Annotated in this window: 17 protein-coding genes and 1 tRNA gene; 15 read left to right on the top strand and 3 right to left on the bottom strand. The window is 66.0% G+C overall.

Annotated features, from left to right (window positions below; genetic code table 11):
* Positions 1 to 6 precede the first annotated feature (6 nt).
* From argE to ACED67_RS16505, 12 genes are all read left to right on the top strand, one after another.
* Entirely contained in the window at positions 7 to 1,164 is a 1,158-nt protein-coding gene (gene argE / locus ACED67_RS16560) for an acetylornithine deacetylase (RefSeq protein WP_395542824.1), read from the top strand.
* Complete coding sequence (locus tag ACED67_RS16555) at positions 1,161 to 2,501, top strand: NAD(P)/FAD-dependent oxidoreductase (protein WP_395542823.1); 1,341 nt, start codon at positions 1,161 to 1,163, stop codon at positions 2,499 to 2,501. The genes argE and ACED67_RS16555 overlap by 4 nt, the downstream gene beginning before the upstream one ends.
* A gap of 120 nt (positions 2,502 to 2,621) precedes the next feature.
* Positions 2,622 to 3,794, top strand: coding sequence for a M20 aminoacylase family protein (locus tag ACED67_RS16550; protein ID WP_395542822.1), 1,173 nt, complete (start codon positions 2,622 to 2,624; stop codon positions 3,792 to 3,794).
* Between the two features lie 8 nt (positions 3,795 to 3,802).
* On the top strand, positions 3,803 to 4,969 hold the full coding sequence (locus tag ACED67_RS16545; RefSeq protein ID WP_395542821.1) for a M20 aminoacylase family protein: 1,167 nt from the start codon (positions 3,803 to 3,805) through the stop codon (positions 4,967 to 4,969).
* 109 nt (positions 4,970 to 5,078) lie between these two features.
* The gene (gene msrB, locus ACED67_RS16540; RefSeq protein WP_395542820.1) at positions 5,079 to 5,528 is read left to right on the top strand and encodes a peptide-methionine (R)-S-oxide reductase MsrB; all 450 of its coding nucleotides are present in this window, start codon (positions 5,079 to 5,081) and stop codon (positions 5,526 to 5,528) included.
* Positions 5,525 to 6,034, top strand: a complete 510-nt coding sequence (gene msrA / locus ACED67_RS16535) for a peptide-methionine (S)-S-oxide reductase MsrA (protein ID WP_395542819.1) — start codon at positions 5,525 to 5,527, stop codon at positions 6,032 to 6,034. Before msrB ends, msrA begins: the two co-directional genes overlap by 4 nt.
* Positions 6,031 to 6,516, top strand: a complete 486-nt coding sequence (locus ACED67_RS16530) for an SAM-dependent methyltransferase (protein ID WP_395542818.1) — start codon at positions 6,031 to 6,033, stop codon at positions 6,514 to 6,516. The genes msrA and ACED67_RS16530 overlap by 4 nt, the downstream gene beginning before the upstream one ends.
* A 145-nt stretch (positions 6,517 to 6,661) precedes the next feature.
* Positions 6,662 to 7,387, top strand: coding sequence for a proteasome-type protease (locus ACED67_RS16525; protein WP_395542817.1), 726 nt, complete (start codon positions 6,662 to 6,664; stop codon positions 7,385 to 7,387).
* Positions 7,388 to 7,469: 82 nt separating this feature from the next.
* Positions 7,470 to 7,787: a hypothetical protein gene (locus tag ACED67_RS16520; protein WP_395542816.1), complete on the top strand. Its 318-nt coding sequence runs from the start codon at positions 7,470 to 7,472 to the stop codon at positions 7,785 to 7,787.
* A 161-nt stretch (positions 7,788 to 7,948) separates the two neighbouring features.
* Positions 7,949 to 8,830 (top strand): LysR family transcriptional regulator, encoded by an 882-nt coding sequence (locus ACED67_RS16515; protein WP_395542815.1) that lies wholly within the window; start codon positions 7,949 to 7,951, stop codon positions 8,828 to 8,830.
* A gap of 227 nt (positions 8,831 to 9,057) precedes the next feature.
* The gene (locus tag ACED67_RS16510; RefSeq protein ID WP_395542814.1) at positions 9,058 to 9,924 is read left to right on the top strand and encodes a DUF481 domain-containing protein; all 867 of its coding nucleotides are present in this window, start codon (positions 9,058 to 9,060) and stop codon (positions 9,922 to 9,924) included.
* Between the two features lie 325 nt (positions 9,925 to 10,249).
* On the top strand, positions 10,250 to 10,705 hold the full coding sequence (locus ACED67_RS16505; protein WP_395542813.1) for an MmcB family DNA repair protein: 456 nt from the start codon (positions 10,250 to 10,252) through the stop codon (positions 10,703 to 10,705).
* 10 nt (positions 10,706 to 10,715) lie between these two features.
* On the opposite strand, the gene ACED67_RS16500 is transcribed toward ACED67_RS16505, so the two are convergent.
* Positions 10,716 to 10,925: a DUF6324 family protein gene (locus tag ACED67_RS16500; RefSeq protein WP_395542812.1), complete on the bottom strand. Its 210-nt coding sequence runs from the start codon at positions 10,923 to 10,925 to the stop codon at positions 10,716 to 10,718.
* 81 nt (positions 10,926 to 11,006) lie between these two features.
* Here ACED67_RS16500 and ACED67_RS16495 point away from each other — a divergent pair, with 81 nt between their 5' ends.
* The 3 genes from ACED67_RS16495 (at position 11,007) to ACED67_RS16485 (ending at position 14,474) form a co-directional block, all read left to right on the top strand.
* Complete coding sequence (locus tag ACED67_RS16495) at positions 11,007 to 11,927, top strand: GNAT family N-acetyltransferase (protein ID WP_395542811.1); 921 nt, start codon at positions 11,007 to 11,009, stop codon at positions 11,925 to 11,927.
* A gap of 42 nt (positions 11,928 to 11,969) precedes the next feature.
* A tRNA-His gene (locus ACED67_RS16490) sits at positions 11,970 to 12,046 on the top strand.
* Between the two features lie 118 nt (positions 12,047 to 12,164).
* Entirely contained in the window at positions 12,165 to 14,474 is a 2,310-nt protein-coding gene (locus tag ACED67_RS16485; protein WP_395542810.1) for a Tex family protein, read from the top strand.
* Between the two features lie 84 nt (positions 14,475 to 14,558).
* On the opposite strand, the gene ACED67_RS16480 is transcribed toward ACED67_RS16485, so the two are convergent.
* Complete coding sequence (locus ACED67_RS16480) at positions 14,559 to 14,975, bottom strand: hypothetical protein (RefSeq protein ID WP_395542809.1); 417 nt, start codon at positions 14,973 to 14,975, stop codon at positions 14,559 to 14,561.
* Positions 14,972 to 16,393: a metalloprotease TldD gene (gene tldD, locus ACED67_RS16475; protein ID WP_395542808.1), complete on the bottom strand. Its 1,422-nt coding sequence runs from the start codon at positions 16,391 to 16,393 to the stop codon at positions 14,972 to 14,974. The genes ACED67_RS16480 and tldD overlap by 4 nt, the downstream gene beginning before the upstream one ends.
* Between the last annotated feature and the right edge of the window lie 83 nt (positions 16,394 to 16,476).

Raw genomic sequence — 16,476 nt, 5'->3', positions numbered from 1 at the left:
ATTGCCATGGACGAACTGACGCCACGTCAGATTCTTGACCGGCTGGTCAACTTTCCGACAGTGAGTCGGCGCTCGAATCTTGACCTGATCGATTGGCTTGAGGGGTATCTTGCGGGCCATGGCATCGAAAGCCATCGCCACTGGAACGAAGACCGGCAGAAAGCCGCGCTCTTTGCCCATGTCGGCCCGTGGGTCGAAGGCGCCGTGGTCCTGTCGGGGCATACCGATGTTGTACCAGTGGACGGTCAGGACTGGACCTCGGACCCCTGGGTCGTCACCGAACGCGACGGGCGGCTTTTCGGGCGCGGCACCTGCGACATGAAAGGCTATGATGCCTTGGCGATCTGGGCGCTGGTGCGGGCCAAGGCGCAGGGCGTCAACCGCCCGCTGCAGATCGCGCTGTCCTATGACGAGGAAATCGGCTGCACCGGCGCGCCGCCGATGATCGCCGCCATGCAGGGCGTCTTGCCCAAGGGCAGCGCGGTGATCGTGGGTGAGCCGTCGCGGATGAAGCTGATCACCGGCCATAAGGGCGGCACCGGATATCATGTCCATGTGAAGGGCTATGAGGTCCATTCCTCGCTTCTGCCGCAGGGCGTCTCCGCGATCATGGAGGGGGCGCGGCTGATCCAATGGATCAATGACCGCAATGCGGCCATCCAGTCTGCGCCGCGCAAACCTCTTGGCGCCCTGTTCGATCCGCCCTTCACCACCCTGCATGTCGGCATGATCCAGGGCGGCACGGCGCATAACATCACCGCCGCCGATTGCCGCTTTGCGGTCGAGATGCGGGTGACGCCGGATGATGATCTTGACTCGATCGCTGCCGATTTCGTGGCCGAAGCCGCGCGGCTGGACGCGGCGCTGAAAGCACGCCGCCCCGAGGCGGGGGTTATCCTTGATCGTTTCTTCGGCGTCCCCGCCCTCAAGCCCGAAGATCACGGCCCAGCCGAAGCGCTGGTTGTGTGCCTTACCGGTGACAACGCGACCGGCGTGGTCAGTTACGGCACCGAAGCCGGGCAGTTCCAGGAGGCGGGCTATTCCGCCGTTGTCTGCGGCCCTGGCGACATCGCCCAGGCGCATCAGGCCGATGAGTATATCGACGTGGCGCAATTCGAGGCCGGGCATCGCTTCATGCAGAAACTGCTGGAGACGCTGGCGTGACCTTCCCGATCCACGACGGCAGTCCCATCCGCTTTCCTGGCCCGCTTCCGGCGGCAACCGATGTCGTGGTGATCGGGGCGGGCGTCATTGGCGTGATGACTGCGTGGCACCTGGCCGAAAGGGGCCTGCGGGTCACTCTTTGCGAAAAGGGCCGTGTCGCGGGCGAGCAATCCAGCCGCAATTGGGGCTGGATCCGCCAGCAGGGCCGCGACGCAGGCGAATTGCCGATCATGGTGGAAAGCCTGCGGATATGGAAATCGCTGGCGCAGGAATTGGGCGAGGGGTTGGGCTTCCGCCAGACCGGCGTGATGTATCTGGCCCAGACCGAGCGCGAGATCGCCGGGTTCGAGGCCTGGCTGCCCCATGCCCGCGACAATGGGCTCGACACGCGGATGCTGACGGCGGGTGAAGCTCTGGGCATGTTCCGTGGCGCCGCCGCGCCCTGGAAGGGCGCGATCTGGACGGCCTCCGACGCCAAGGCCGAGCCCTGGGTCGCCGTGCCGATGCTGGCCGCCGCCGCGCAGGCGCGCGGCGTGACGATCGTCGAGAATTGCGCCGTGCGGGCGCTTGATCTTGCCGCTGGCAGGATCGCGGGTGTGGTGACAGAGAAGGGGCGCATTGCCGCCGAGCGGGTGGTGGTGGCCGCAGGCGCCTGGTCGCGGCTGTTCCTCGGCGCGCATGGGGTGAAGATCCCGCAGCTTGCCGTTCTGGCCAGCGTCGCCGAGACCGGGCCCTTGCCCGAGGTGTTTGATGGCGCCGCTTGCGACGATTCCTTCGCACTCCGCCGGCGGGCGGATGGCGGCTACACCCTTGCCCCGGGGGCGGAACATGATTTCTTCATCGGGCGCGATGCTTTCGCGAGCTTCGGTTTCTATTTGCCTGTTCTGAAAAAGGATTTCCGGTCCACGCATTTCCGGCCCGCGGCACCGTCGGGCTACCCGGACGCCTGGGGAACGCCCCGGAGCTGGGCGGCGGACCAGCTCTCGCCCTTCGAGAAGATCCGCATCCTGAACCCCGCGCCGAACCTGGCCACGTTGGGCCGCGTGCAGGACAGCTTCGCCAGTGCCTTCCCTGGAATCGGTCGCCCCAGCCTGCGCACCGCTTGGGCGGGGATGATCGACACCATGCCCGATGTTGTGCCGGTGGTGGACCACGCGCCGATCCCGGGCCTGACCATCGCCACGGGGATGAGCGGCCATGGTTTCGGCATCGGTCCCGGCATGGGCCGGGTTGTGGCCAGCCTGGTCGCGGGCGAAGACGCCGGCCACGACCTGTCGCGCTTCCGTCTGTCGCGCTTCACCGATGGCACCAAAATCGCGCCGGGTCCCAGCCTTTAGTCTCCCTCGTCGCCTCCGGCTTGTCTTCGCCTCTTTCCCGCAGCGAAACACGAAATCTCCAAGGAGCCCTTGCCCCCGCCGCCGCCCGGGTTCACCATCCCGCGGCAAAGGAGACCTCCCGTGCCCGTCAAGAACCGTTTCGCCGAGCTTCTGCCCGAGATCACCGGCTGGCGCCGGGATTTTCATGAATATCCCGAGCTGATGTATGATCTGCCCCGCACCTCGTCGCGCGTGGCCGAGCTGTGCCGCAGCTTCGGCTGCGACGAGGTGGTCGAAGGGATCGGCGGCAGCGGCCTGGTTGCGGTGATCCACGGTCGCAGCACCAGTTCGGGCCGCACGCTGGGTTTTCGCGCCGATATGGACGCGCTGCCGATCGAGGAAATCACCGGGCTGCCTTATGCGTCGAAGACGCCGGGCAAGATGCATGCCTGCGGCCATGACGGCCATACCTCGATCCTTTTGGGCGCGGCCAAATACTTGGCGGAGACGCGTAATTTCGACGGTACCGTGGTCTGCATCTTCCAGCCCGCCGAAGAAGGCGGGGCAGGGGCCAAGGCGATGATCGAAGACGGGCTGATGGACCGTTTCGCCATCGACGAGGTCTATGGTCTGCACAACGCGCCCGGCCTGCCGACCGGCCATTTCGCGATCCGGGCGGGCGCCTTGCAGGCCTCGGCCGACGAGTTTCGCATCACCGTGACCGGCAAGGGCGGCCATGCGGCCGAGCCGCATCTGGCCGTCGACACCACGCTGGCTGCCTGCGCAACGGTCGTGGCCCTGCAATCGGTGGTCGCGCGCAATGCCGATCCGCTGGCCGCCATGGTGCTGACCGTCGGCACGTTCCAGACCGACAGCCGGGCCTCGAACGTCATCGCCAATCGCGCGGTCATGGAAGGCACGGTGCGCGCGCTTGATCCGAAGTTGCGCGACCTGGCCGAAGCGCGGATCGCGGCGGTCGCGACCGCCACCGCTGCCGCCTATGGCGCCACGGCCGAGGTCGTCTATGAGCGCGGCTATCCGGTGACGGTCAATGCCGCCCGGGAAACCGACTATGCCATCCGCGCTGCCGAAAGCGTTGCGGGCGCGGGCGCCGTGCTGCGGGACATTCCGCCGATCATGCCGGCCGAGGATTTCTCCTATATGCTCGAGGCCCGGCCCGGCGCCTATATCTTCCTGGGCAATGGCGATAGCGCCCAGTGCCACAACCCCGCATATGATTTCAACGATCAGGCCATTCCGGCAGGGTGCAGCTACTTTGTCGCCCTGGTCGAGAACCGCCTACCCAAAGCCTGAGGATCACAATGCCCGTCAAGAACCGTTTCGCCGAACTCTTGCCCGAAATCACCGCCTGGCGCCGTGATTTTCATGAAAACCCGGAACTGCAGTTCGAGGTCCACCGCACCGCTGCCCGCGTGGCCGAACTGTGCCGCAGCTTCGGTTGCGACGAGGTGGTGGAAGGGATCGGCCGCACCGGCGTCGTCGCGGTGATCAAGGGCAGGTCCGACAGCAAGGGCCGTGTGATCGGGCTGCGCGCCGATATGGACGCGCTGCCGATCATTGAACAGACCGGGCTGCCCTATGCCTCGAAGACCAAGGGCGCGATGCATGCCTGCGGCCATGACGGCCATACCTCGATGTTGCTGGGCGCGGCGAAATATCTGGCCGAGACGCGCAATTTCGACGGCTCGGTCGTCTGCATCTTCCAGCCTGCCGAAGAGGGCGGCGGCGGCGGCAAGGAGATGGTGGATGACGGCATGATGGACCGCTGGGGCGTGCAGGAAGTCTATGGCATGCACAATATGCCCGGCATCCCTGTCGGCCATTTCGCCATTCGCGAAGGCTCTATCATGGCCGCTGCCGACACGCTCGAGATCACTTTGACCGGCAAGGGCGGTCATGCCGCCAAGCCGCATGACTGCGTCGACACGACCGTCGTCGCTGCCCATGTCATCATCGCGCTGCAAACGATTGCCAGCCGGAACGTCGATCCGCTGAAACAGGTCGTCGTCTCGATCTGCGCTGTGGAAACCGACAGCCCGGCCCATAACGTCATCCCGCAGCAGGTCATCCTGCGCGGCACCGTGCGTACGCTGGATCCCGACGTGCAGGACCTGGTTGAACGCCGCATCCACGAGATCGCCGAGGGCACGGCGCTGGCTCTGGGCGCCCGCGCGCAGGTCGATTACCAGCGCGGCTATCCCGTCACCGTCAATGCACCGGAAAACACCGCCCATGCGGTCAAGGTGGCGCAAGACGTTTCGGGCCAGGTCAATGCCGAAACCCCGCCGCTGATGGGGGCCGAGGATTTCAGCTATATGCTGAACGCGCGGCCCGGCGCCTATATCTTCCTTGGCAATGGCGACACGGCAATGGTCCATCACCCGGCCTATAATTTCGACGACAATGCCATTCCCTTCGGCGCCAGCTGGTATGCCGGCATGGCCGAGGCGCGGATGCCGGCCGAATAGCTGCAACGAAGGATCGCTGTAACGAAGGGCAGGGGCGGGCCGTATAGGGCATGGACATGCGGGCCACCCCTTCCCACATAGGGCCTGCACCCTTCCCAAGGAGACGCAAATGACCGCTTACGCCAAGTCGGCCGAGGCCATCGCCCGGCTGACCCCCGAACAGTACCGCGTCACCCAGCAAAGCGGCACCGAACGGGCCTGGACCGGCGAATACAATTTCAACAAGGCCGTCGGGCTGTATGTCGATATCGTCTCGGGCGAACCCCTTTTCGCCTCGTCCGACAAGTTCGACTCCGGCTGTGGCTGGCCCTCTTTTACCAAGCCCGTCGAAGCTGCCCATGTGGTCGAGCTGCGCGACACCACCCATGGCATGATCCGCACCGAGGTCCGTTCGGCCCATGGCGACAGCCATCTGGGCCATGTCTTCCCCGACGGGCCGCGCGATCGCGGTGGGCTGCGCTATTGCATCAATTCGGCCTCGCTGCGTTTCATCCCGCGCGAGAAGATGGAGGAAGAAGGCTACGGCGCCTATCTGGACCAAGTGGAGGACGTGAAATGACCGAGACCGCAATCCTGGCCGGCGGCTGCTTCTGGGGCATGCAGGATCTGATCCGCCGCATGCCCGGCGTCGTGTCTACCCGCGTCGGCTATACCGGCGGCGATGTGGCCAATGCCATCTACCGCAACCACGGCACCCATGCCGAGGGGATCGAGGTGGTCTTCGATCCGGCGGTGTTGTCCTATCGCAAGCTCTTGGAGTTCTTCTTCCAGATCCATGACCCGACCACACCGAACCGGCAGGGCAATGACCGCGGCCTCAGCTACCGCTCGGGCATCTACTATTTGTCCGAAGACCAGCACCGCATCGCGCTGGACACCATCGCCGATGTGAACGCCTCTGGCCTTTGGCCGGGCAAGGTCGTGACCGAGGTGGAACCGGCGGGCGATTTCTGGCAGGCCGAACCCGAGCATCAGGATTATCTTGAGCGCATCCCGAATGGCTATACATGCCATTTCGCGCGGCCGAACTGGGTTCTGCCCAAGCGCGCCACCGCCGCGGAATGACGTTACAGAAGGCCAGGCCCGGCGAAATCGCGCTGGGCTTTGACCCTGGCCAGCGCGCAGAGGCCGCGCTGGTCTTTATCGGCCACATCACTTCGCCCTGGTCGCGCGGCAGTTGCCCCAAGAACCTGCGCGAGGCGCGCGAGCGGGGCGGCGCTTTCGGGCTGACGCTTTTGCCCGACTATCGCGCTGGCCTTCAGGGCCTTGCCGCTGGCGATCGCATCGTCGTCTTGTATTGGACCGGGCAGGCGCGCCGCGACCTGATCGTGCAATCCCCCGGCCATCGCCCTGGCCCGACCGGCGTCTTCGCTTTGCGCTCGCCCGCACGACCCAATCCGATTGCACTGGCGGTGGTGACGATCCTTGCGCTGGACGCGGCTTCGGGAACGCTCGCGCTGGATGCCATCGACGCCTTCGACGGCACGCCCGTCCTTGACATCAAGCCCTGGCTGCCTTCGGTCGATATCCTGCCTGCTGCGACCTGAGCGCAGGTCGCAGCCGCCCGGGTCAGCCCTGGAGTGGCATATAGGGATGGGAAATAAAATTTCCTGAAAGGGGGTCTTTTCAAGTGATTTCGCCCCCGTTAGTCAGAAAGCAGCACTCTTGCAGACGGGCCGGGGACCCCAGAGAATGACCTATTGCGTCGGACTTCTTCTGAATGAGGGCATGGTTTGCCTGTCGGATACCCGCACCAATGCGGGCCTCGACAATATCTCGATCTATCGCAAGATGTTCACCTTCGAGGAACCTGGCGAGCGCGTCATCGTCATCATGACTGCGGGCAGCCTGTCGGTCAGCCAGACCACCATCGCGCAGTTGCGCGAGGCGATCGAAGACCGCGAAGCCACGGGCGAAACCTCGATCATGCTGGCCCCCACCATGCTCAAGGTGGCCGAGATCGTCGGCAACCGCCTGGCCGCCGTCCGGCTTGAGATCGACGAGAAGCTATCGGCCGCGCAGCAGGGCGCCACGGCCAGCATGATCGTCGCGGGCCAGCGGAAGGGCGGCGCCATGCGGCTGTTCCTGATCTATCCCGAAGGCAATTTCATCGAGGCGACCGAGGACACGCCCTTCCTCCAGATCGGCGAGCACAAATATGGCAAGCCGATCCTCGACCGTGTGGTCAAGCCCACGACTTCGATCCTTGACGCCCAGAAGGCGGTCCTTCTGTCGATGGATTCGACCCTGCGCTCGAACCTCTCGGTGGGGATGCCGCTTGACCTCTGCGTGATCGAACGTGACGCCTGCCAGGTCACCATGCGCCGCCGGATCGAAGCAGGCGACGCGCAGTTCCGCGCCATGTCCGAGGCCTGGTCCAATGCGCTGCGCGAAGGGTTCAGCCAGATCGTGATCTGATGTCGCAGGCGCGGGGGGCAAACGGGGGTTCACATCCCGGTTGCACAGGCATAGCCTGACCTACATGCAAGGAGAGTCGCCCATGCCCAAGCTGATCCGCCTCTACATCCAATCCGTCGCCATCGGCTTCGGCCTTTCGACCGTCTTCGCAGCGCTGATGGTCGGCTTCGATGTGATAGGGCTTGGTCATCTGATCCTTGGCTCTTCAAGCGGGCTGATCGCGTTGGCCATGCTGATTGTCTTCAACGGCGTGGTCTTCTCGGGCGTCCAGTTCGGCCTGCGCATCATGATGATGGCCGAGGATGACGCGCCTCCGCGCGGCGGGTTGCGCCAGCATCTGATCGCCCTGCCGGTCCGCGCCGAAGCCCCCGCGCGCCGCGCTGCCCCGCGCCGCCGCTAGGCCGCTCACGCCAGACTTCAAACCTGTCGCTGCCCTGGTGCGGTTTCGTGATCGGATCGCCGCCTCATCGGCGGCACTCCCCCGTTGGGTGACGCCTTGTCTTCCGCGCCGCCAGGCCCGGCGCTAGACCGCAAGTCCCTGATCTGGCGAAAGGATGCGCCATGGACCTGCAATTGATCCGCAGCTTCGTCGAAGTGGCCGCCTCGGGCTCTTTCGCTGCCGCCTCTGAGCGTCTTTTCGTGACCCAATCTGCCGTTTCTTTGCGCATTCAGCGGCTTGAGGACCAGTTGGGCCGCCCGCTGTTCCTGCGCGCCAAGGATGGCGTGACGCTGACCCCGGCGGGGCGCGAGTTCCGCAGCCATGCCCTGACCATCCTGGCGAATTGGGAACAGGCCCGCCGTAGCGTCACCCAGGCCGAAAGCGTGACCCGCAGCCTGACCATCGGCGCGCAGGCCTCGCTCTGGCCGCGGCTGGGCTTTCGCTGGATGGATGCACTGCATGCCGCGCGGCCTGATCTGACGCTGCGGGCCGAAATGGCGGCGGCCGAGGGGCTGGCCCAGATGGTGCTGTCCGGCGCAGCCCAGGTCGTTCTCAGCTATGCGCCGATCAACCGGCCCGGATTGCGCGCCGAGCGGCTGATCGAGGATCAGCTGGTCATGGTCTCCCCCTGGCAGGGGGCGCGGCTGGAGGATCTGGAAGGGCGCTATGTTCTGGCCGACTGGGGGCCTGATTTCCTGCGCTTCCATGACGAGGCGCTGCCGGGCCTGCGCGCCAAGCCCGTGACCATGGGTCTGGGCGCGCTGGCGGGGCTTTACATCCGCAGCCGCGCCGTTGCGACCTATCTGCCCGCCCGCTATGTCCGCGCCGCGGTCGAAACGGGCAGCCTGCATCCGGTGGTCGATGCGCCTACCTATGCCCATCCCGCCTGGTCGATCTGGCGCGAAGACCTGGAAAATGACCTCGCCCTTGTGGCGCGCGAGACACTGGTTTCCGTGGTCGCCCGGGCCGAGGATGAGGCGGCGGATCTGCTCGACCAGTTCTAGCGGGCCGTGGCCCAGTTGCGAGATAGGCCGCAAGCCATTGTTTTTCGGCATTTTTCCATGGACGCAGACCGTCTTGGAAGCCCTTGGTCATCTTCAAGGCCTGGTTCCATGAATAATGCTCGTCTCAGCCTCGAGTTTCCTGAATGTTCCGGTTCTGACCGGTGGGCTTACTTTGTCGTCATCGACCGGACGGATGGGCCGTCCGGGCAAAGACAAAGGACATGCGGATGAAATACGTCACCCTCCTCGCATCGGCCTCGACCCTCGTTGTGGCGCTGGCCGTGCCCGCGCTGGCACAAGACAGCCTTGTCGGCATTGACACGCTGGATGACCGCATCGACGACATCGAGCAGGACGTGAACGAAGACATGGCCCGCGCCGAAGACGCGAACCGCTTTGGCAATCCCGAACTGCGCCAGGGTTTCTCGGGCAGCGCGGCGCTGGGCTATTCGGGCAAGACCGGCAACAACGATTCGCAGGATTTCAGCCTGGGCCTGCGCCTGCACAATGTCTCGGGCGCCTTCGTCCAGACCCTTGGCGCGGCGATCGACTTTTCGGAAGCCGAGGGCAATAGCACCAAGGAAGACATCTTCGCAGTCTATGACGGTAACTACTACTTCAATGACCGTTTCTATGGCTTTGTTCTGGGCCGGGTGCAGATGGACGGCCTGGCCGACCAGCTGACTGCGGATGAAATGGCCGATGGCCTCACGCTGGGCGACAAGGTCAAGCGCGATGCCTTCCTGGGCGTCGGCCCCGGCTACCGGGTGGTGAACACGCCGGACGTGACATGGCGTGTCCAGGCTGGTCTGGGCATCAGCTACCTGGAATATGGCGACAATTCCTCGACGACCGAGGCTGCCGCCATCGCCTCGTCGCGGTTGTATTACAAGTTCAGCGACACGGTCTTCCTGACCAATGACACAGACCTGCTGAACTCGGACTCGGCCTTCCGCGCCAACAACGACCTGGGCGTGAACTTCAAGATCACCGACGCGATCTCCACCCGCGTCAGCTATCTGACCGAGTATAATGACAGCCGCGCGATCAAGACCGACAACAAACTGGGTGTGTCGATGGTCTTCGGTTTCTGACCGAAGGCGGTACCAGTGGCAGCGGGGCAGGGGGAAATCCTGCCCCGTTTGCTTTTGTGGGAAAGGGTGGCGGGCCCGCAGCGACCGTGGGGGACATGGTTTCCCGAGAGCCAGAGGTCTCAGGTGGGCGCCAGATACCCGGACCAGGATCCGGGCAGAGCCAGCCCCCGTTCGCTTGCTTATCGGCCACTGGAAAAGAGACCCCAACACGCGAAGAGCAGCACCCGCCGGGTTTCTATGTAGGGCGCGCCCGCCTACGCCGCAAGCGCGGCGCTCTCGGACCGAGCATCTGGACAGATGTTCACTTTTAGTTCATATTTTTGGCATGGACCAGCCGCTCGACATCCTGCCTGCCTTGCCCGGTCAGCGCCTGGCGCGCGGCGTCGCGCGGGCCCTTGCCGGGCATGGCTTCGTCACGGTGCCGGAAATGGTGCTGGCCACGGGGCTGCGCGTCGATCTCATGGCTTTGGGGCCGAAGGGCGAGCTCTGGGTGATCGAATGCAAGTCGGGTCGGGCAGATTACCTGTCGGACCGCAAATGGCAGGGCTATCTCGATTATTGCGACCGTTTCTTCTGGGCGGTGGATGCAGATTTCCCGGTAGACCTTTTGCCGGGCGAGACCGGGCTGATTCTGGCCGATGCCTATGACGCCGAAATCCTGCGCATGGCCCCGGAAACACCCCTTGCGGGGGCAAGGCGCAAGGCGGTGACGCAAAGCTTCGCCCGCTGTGCCGCCCGCAGCTTGCAGGTGCTGCGCGATCCGATGGCGGGGTTGCTCTAGGCGTCCGGGTCTAGCGCCGCTTGCCGCGCGTCTCGGCCATGGCGCGGGCCGCTTCGGCCGCCGCACGCAATTCGTCGGCGATTTCCTCGGCTTCCTCGGGATCGAAATCCAGCGGCAGGTCGACCCCGCCCTCGGCCTCGACATAGATGCGCACCATGCCCTGATCGGTGGGTCCGATCTGGATATTGGCGGCAATGTCGCTTTGCTTGTTGATGCTCATGCCGATTGGCTAGCGCAGGCTGCGGCGCCTGTCCAGCACGCCGATGCTTGACTTAATCAAGTAATTTGCCAGACTGCCGCCATGACCGCATCCAGCCCCAAGCCCGAAGCCCCCGATGCCATCGACCGCATCCGCGCCTTCAACCGCAACTACACCCGCGCCCTCGGCCTGACCGGGCGCACTTATCTCCAGTCTGGCCGTACCCTGGCCGAAGTGCGCCTGATCCATGAGATCGGCGGTCTGGGGCCGGTCACGGCCCGGAGCCTCGCGACCAGCCTTGGCCTTGATCAGGCCCAGCTTTCGCGCATGCTGGCTCGACTCGAGCGGGACGGGATCGTCATCCGCGCCGCAGACATGGCCGATGCCCGGCAGGCCTTTCTCCGCCTCACGCCTGAGGGGCAGGCCCTGCTGGACGGGTTCTCCACCCAATCGCGCGCTGCCCTGTCCGCCCTTGTGCCGCCGGACCGCCGGCCGCTTCTGGCCGATGCGCTGGACCGCGCCTGGTCGCTGCTCTCGCCGCCGCCAGAGCCGCTGACTCGCCCGCTTCAGCCCGGTGATGCCGGCTGGATCGTCGGCACCCATGGCGCGCTTTACGCCCGCGATGAAGGCTATGACGCCAGTTTCGAAGCGCTGGTCGCCCGCATCATGGCCGATTTCCTCGACCGCAAGGACTGCAGCCGCGAGGCCGCCTGGATCGCCGAGCAGGGCGGCCGACGCTTGGGCACCATCTCCTGCATGGCCGAGGATCGTGAAACCGCCCGTCTGCGCCTGTTCATCCTTGTGCCCGAAGCGCGCGGCCTGGGTCTTGGCCAGCGCCTGCATGACACCTGCCTGACCTTCGCCCGCGCAGCAGGCTACCGCCGCATGGTCCTTTGGACCCATGAAAGTCACCGCGCCGCCTGCGCGCTTTACGCGCGAAATGGCTGGCGGCTGATCTCGTCGCGCCCGGCGCGCGCCTATGGTCAGGATGTGGTGGATCAGGATTGGGAAATTGTGCTCTGAGGCTTGCATCGCCCCCGCCTTGGCGCTATGTCCCCCGCCAGTGCAGCCTTAGCTCAGTTGGTTAGAGCACCAGATTGTGGATCTGGGGGTCCCCCGTTCGAGCCGGGGAGGCTGTACCATCCTCCCGCCATGCAGATCGCGTCGACGAGCGGATTTCCCGCGTTCGGACTGCGGCGCTCTCTTGCCTTCGCCGCCCCGGCGGCTATGGTCGCGGCCCCGATCCGAAGGAGCCCGCCGATGCCTGTCCCCGCCGCCCTTTCCGCCCGCATCGCCGCGCTGATCGCCACCGAGATCGGCGCCGCCACCGGGCAGGTCGCCTCTGCCGTGGCGCTGCTGGATGAAGGCGCGACCGTGCCCTTCATCGCCCGCTATCGCAAGGAAGTGACCGGGGGGCTGGACGACACCCAATTGCGCAAGCTGGAAGAACGGCTGGGCTATCTGCGCGAACTGGAAGCACGCCGCAAGACCATCACCGAATCGATTGAATCACAAGGAAAAATGACCGATGTGCTGGCGAAATCCATTGCCACGGCCAGCACGAAATCCGAGCTTGAGGACATTTATCTTCCCTATAAGCCCAAGCGCCGCACCAAGGCGATGATCGCCCGTGAGGCCGGGCTTCAGGCGCTGGTCGATGCGATTCTCGCCGACCGCGCAGCGGATCCCGCCGCTCTTGCGGCAGGCCATCTTTCCGAAGCCTTCCCCGATCCCAAGGCTGCGCTGGAAGGCGCGCGCGATATCGTGGCCGAGGGCCTGTCGGAAGACGCCGGCCTTCTGGGCCGCTTGCGCGACCATATGCGCAAAGTGGGCCGCCTGACCGCCAAGGTTGCGGCGGGCAAGGAACAGGCCGGGGCCAAGTTCTCGGATTATTTCGACCATTCCGAACCCTTCGCCCAGGCCCCCAGCCACCGCGTCCTTGCGATGCTGCGCGGCCGCAACGAGGAGATCCTGACCATCGATCTTGAGGTCGACCCCGAGGCGCCGCGCGGCGAAAGCCCGGCTGAACGCACCTGCGGCGCGGCGCTGGGCGCGGCGGGGCAGGGCGCGGGTGACCGCTGGCTGCGCGACGCCGCTGCCTGGGCCTGGCGGGTGAAGCTGAAAACCTCGCTCACGCTCGATCTCATGGCCGATCTGCGCGAAGGCGCCGAGGCGGAGGCGATCCGCGTCTTCGCCCGCAATCTCAAGGACTTGCTTCTGGCAGCTCCTGCCGGCGGCAAGGCGACGATGGGCCTTGATCCCGGCATCCGCACAGGGGTGAAGGTGGCGGTGGTCGATGCCACGGGCAAGGTTCTCGGCACCGACACGGTCTATCCCTTCCAGCCCAAGAACGATCTGCGCGGGGCACAGGCCACCATTGCCCGGCTGATCGGCCAGCATGGCGTGCGGCTGATCGCCATCGGCAATGGCACCGCCAGCCGCGAAACCGAAAAGCTGGTGGCCGATCTTTTGGCGCTTCTGCCCGCCACCGCCGCGAAACCCACCAAGGTCGTGGTCTCCGAAGCCGGGGCCTCGGTCTATTCCGCCTCGGAGCTTGCCGCCCGGGAATTCCCCGATCTTGACGTTTCCCTGCGCGGCGCGGTTTCGATCGCGCGCCGCCTGCAAGACCCGCTCGCGGAACTGGTGAAGATCGAGCCGAAATCCATTGGCGTCGGCCAGTATCAGCATGATGTCGACCAGCACCGGCTGGCCAAATCGCTGGACGCAGTGGTGGAAGACGCGGTGAACGCGGTGGGCGTCGACCTGAACACCGCCTCCGGCCCGCTGCTGGCGCGCGTATCCGGCGTCGGCCCCGGCCTGGCCGAGGCCATCGTCGCCCATCGCGACGCCAACGGCCCCTTCGCCAGCCGCCGCGATCTGCTCAAAGTCGCCCGCCTTGGACCCAAGGCCTTCGAACAGGCGGCGGGCTTCCTGCGCATCACCGGCGGCAAAGAGCCGCTCGATGCCTCTTCGGTCCATCCCGAAGCCTATGAACTGGCCCGCAAGATCATCTCGGCCTGTGGCCGCGACATCCGCGCCCTGATGGGCGACGGCGCCGCGCTGAAGAAGCTGAACCCGGCACAATTTGTCAGTGACAAGTTCGGACTTCCCACTGTCAAGGATATCCTGTCCGAGCTGGAAAAGCCCGGCCGCGATCCGCGCCCCGAGTTTCGCACCGCCAGCTTCACCGAGGGCGTGAACGAGATCTCCGATCTCAGGCCCGGCATGATGCTGGAAGGCACCGTCACCAATGTTGCGGCCTTCGGTGCCTTCGTCGATATCGGCGTGCATCAGGACGGGCTGGTCCATGTCAGCCAATTGGCCGACCGGTTCGTGAAGGACCCGCATGAGGTGGTGAAGGCGGGCGATGTGGTGAAGGTTCGCGTCACCGAGGTGGACGTGCCGCGCAAGCGCATCGGGCTGACCATGCGGAAAGACGGTGCCGCCGCCCCCGCCCCGCGCGAGGAGCGCGGCAAGGGGCCTGCCCCGAAGGCCCGGATGGAGGCAGGCCCGTCCAGCACCGGCGGCGGGGCTTTCGCCGAGGCGCTGAAGGGCAAGTTCGGGCGGTAAGCCTGCCCCTCACCGAGGCTCAAAATTCCTGCGGGCTGGTCTGGAGGGGCGCAAAACCCCTCCAGGGGGTCCGCCAAAACAAACCTAGAAGACGTCCGGCGCCTTCAGCGCCAGCAGAACCCGGAGCAGCGCGGTCAGAAAGACGCCGATCAGAACCGGCGTCGGCTCGCCGGTATGGAGGCTCAGACTCAGCCCGGCAAAGGCGCCCAGCAGGAAGGCCGAGGCCCAGCCGAAAGCACCACGCCGCAAAAGGAACAGCGTGCCGACGAAGATAAGCGCAAAGCCGCCCCAGCTTGCGAGAGGGGAATAGGCCGCCAGCAGCGCCAGCGCTTCTGCCAGCCGATAGCTCTCGCCCAGCTGCGCGGCGCCAAGGGCGCCGATGACCAGATAGGCCAGCCATCCCAACAGGGCGGGGGCCAGCCACAGCCCCGTCACCACCAGCGCCAGAAACCGCCAGCCCACCGCCGCCAGCCCGTCGGGGGCGGTGCGCCAGGCGCTCACGCTGCCTGACCGCCGACGGTCAGCCCGCCGATCAGCAGCGTCGGCTGGCCCACCCCCACCGGCACCCATTGCCCGGCCTTGCCGCAATTGCCGATGCCGGGGTCGAGCTTGAGGTCATTGCCGATGGCGCGGATCTGGCGCAGCGCCGTCGCCCCGTCGCCGATCAGCGTCGCGCCCTTCAGCGCCTCGCCCACCACGCCATTGCGCACCCGATAGGCCTCGGTGCAGGAGAAGACGAACTTGCCGTTGGTAATATCGACCTGCCCGCCGCCAAAGCCCACCGCCCAGATGCCGTCCTTCAGGTCGGCGACGATGGATTGCGGGTCATCGCGCCCGGCCAGCATATAGGTATTGGTCATGCGCGGCATCGGGATATGGGCGAAACTCTCGCGCCGTCCGTTGCCGGTCGGCTTCACCCCCATCAGCCGGGCATTCTGGCGGTCCTGCATATAGCCCACCAGTATCCCGTCCTCGATCAGCACATTCTTGCCCGAGGGCGTACCCTCATCGTCGATGCTGATCGAACCGCGCCGGTCGGGGATGGTGCCGTCATCCAGCACCGTCACGCCCGGCGCGGCGATGCGCTGCCCCATCAGCCCGGCAAAGGCCGAGGTGCCCTTGCGATTGAAATCGCCCTCCAGCCCATGGCCGATCGCCTCGTGCAGCAGGATGCCCGGCCAGCCCGGCCCCAGCACCACGTCCAGCATCCCGGCGGGGGCGGGGACCGCGCCCAGGTTCACCCGCGCGATGCGCAACGCTTCGTCCACCATCGGCCGCCAGGTCGCGGGGTCCAAAAGCGCCTTCAGCCCATGCCGCCCGCCGCCGCCGGTGCCGCCGGTCTCACGCCGCCCGTTCTCTTCCAGAATGACCGAGACATTCAGCCGCGCCATCGGTCTGGTGTCGGTCAGGACCTGCCCGTCGGGCCGCAGGATCACGACTTCCTGCAGGCTGGCGCCAAGGGCCGCCGTCACCTGCACCACGCGCTTGTCGGCGGCGCGGGCATAGGCGTCGATCTCCTTCAGTATGTCCAGCTTGCCCGCGAAGGGCGCATCCGCCACCGGATCGGCCTCGCCATAAAGCCGCCGGTTGGTGCCGGGGGGCGGCGGGGCGAGCATGCCGCCGCCATCGCCCACCGCCAGACGCGCGGTCTCTGCCGCGCGGCGCAGGGCGCTTTCGCTGATCTCGGTCGCGTGCGCATAGCCTGCGACCTCACCCTTTACCGCGCGCAGCCCGAAGCCCTCGCTTGCGTCATATGCGGCGTTGCGGATGCGGGCGTCGTCCAGCACCAGGCTCTCGCCCCGGCGGCGTTCAAGGAACAGCTCGCCATCCTCGGCCCCGGCCGTGGCCGCGCGCAGCACGGCAAGGGCCGCAGCCTCGTCCAGATGGGTCTCGAAAGGGCGGAAGGGGGCGTCGGACATGGCGGAGCTTTCTGCGAAACGGCCTCCAGAAGTTATGCACCCTGCGCGGACCCCGCAAGCGACGGGCCGCAGTCGCGCGATTT

This window comes from Neotabrizicola paludis (assembly GCF_044142105.1).
Lineage (GTDB): Bacteria > Pseudomonadota > Alphaproteobacteria > Rhodobacterales > Rhodobacteraceae > Pseudogemmobacter.
The sequence above is the reverse complement of the archived record's forward strand: the minus strand, read 5'-3'. Positions and strand labels throughout refer to the sequence as shown.

What these genes read in the sequence shown, in the direction of transcription:
- ACED67_RS16545 (WP_395542821.1), top strand. Translation starts at nt 3,803, where the DNA reads ATGCCCGTCAAGAACCGTTTCGCCGAACTCTTGCCCGAAATCACCGCC.
- ACED67_RS16515 (WP_395542815.1), top strand. Translation starts at nt 7,949, where the DNA reads ATGGACCTGCAATTGATCCGCAGCTTCGTCGAAGTGGCCGCCTCGGGC.
- ACED67_RS16500 (WP_395542812.1), bottom strand. Translation starts at nt 10,925, where the DNA reads ATGAGCATCAACAAGCAAAGCGACATTGCCGCCAATATCCAGATCGGA.
- argE (WP_395542824.1), top strand. Translation starts at nt 7, where the DNA reads ATGGACGAACTGACGCCACGTCAGATTCTTGACCGGCTGGTCAACTTT.
- tldD (WP_395542808.1), bottom strand. Translation starts at nt 16,393, where the DNA reads ATGTCCGACGCCCCCTTCCGCCCTTTCGAGACCCATCTGGACGAGGCT.
- msrA (WP_395542819.1), top strand. Translation starts at nt 5,525, where the DNA reads ATGACCGAGACCGCAATCCTGGCCGGCGGCTGCTTCTGGGGCATGCAG.
- ACED67_RS16505 (WP_395542813.1), top strand. Translation starts at nt 10,250, where the DNA reads ATGGACCAGCCGCTCGACATCCTGCCTGCCTTGCCCGGTCAGCGCCTG.
- ACED67_RS16510 (WP_395542814.1), top strand. Translation starts at nt 9,058, where the DNA reads ATGAAATACGTCACCCTCCTCGCATCGGCCTCGACCCTCGTTGTGGCG.
- ACED67_RS16525 (WP_395542817.1), top strand. Translation starts at nt 6,662, where the DNA reads ATGACCTATTGCGTCGGACTTCTTCTGAATGAGGGCATGGTTTGCCTG.
- ACED67_RS16530 (WP_395542818.1), top strand. Translation starts at nt 6,031, where the DNA reads ATGACGTTACAGAAGGCCAGGCCCGGCGAAATCGCGCTGGGCTTTGAC.
- ACED67_RS16520 (WP_395542816.1), top strand. Translation starts at nt 7,470, where the DNA reads ATGCCCAAGCTGATCCGCCTCTACATCCAATCCGTCGCCATCGGCTTC.
- msrB (WP_395542820.1), top strand. Translation starts at nt 5,079, where the DNA reads ATGACCGCTTACGCCAAGTCGGCCGAGGCCATCGCCCGGCTGACCCCC.
- ACED67_RS16495 (WP_395542811.1), top strand. Translation starts at nt 11,007, where the DNA reads ATGACCGCATCCAGCCCCAAGCCCGAAGCCCCCGATGCCATCGACCGC.
- ACED67_RS16485 (WP_395542810.1), top strand. Translation starts at nt 12,165, where the DNA reads ATGCCTGTCCCCGCCGCCCTTTCCGCCCGCATCGCCGCGCTGATCGCC.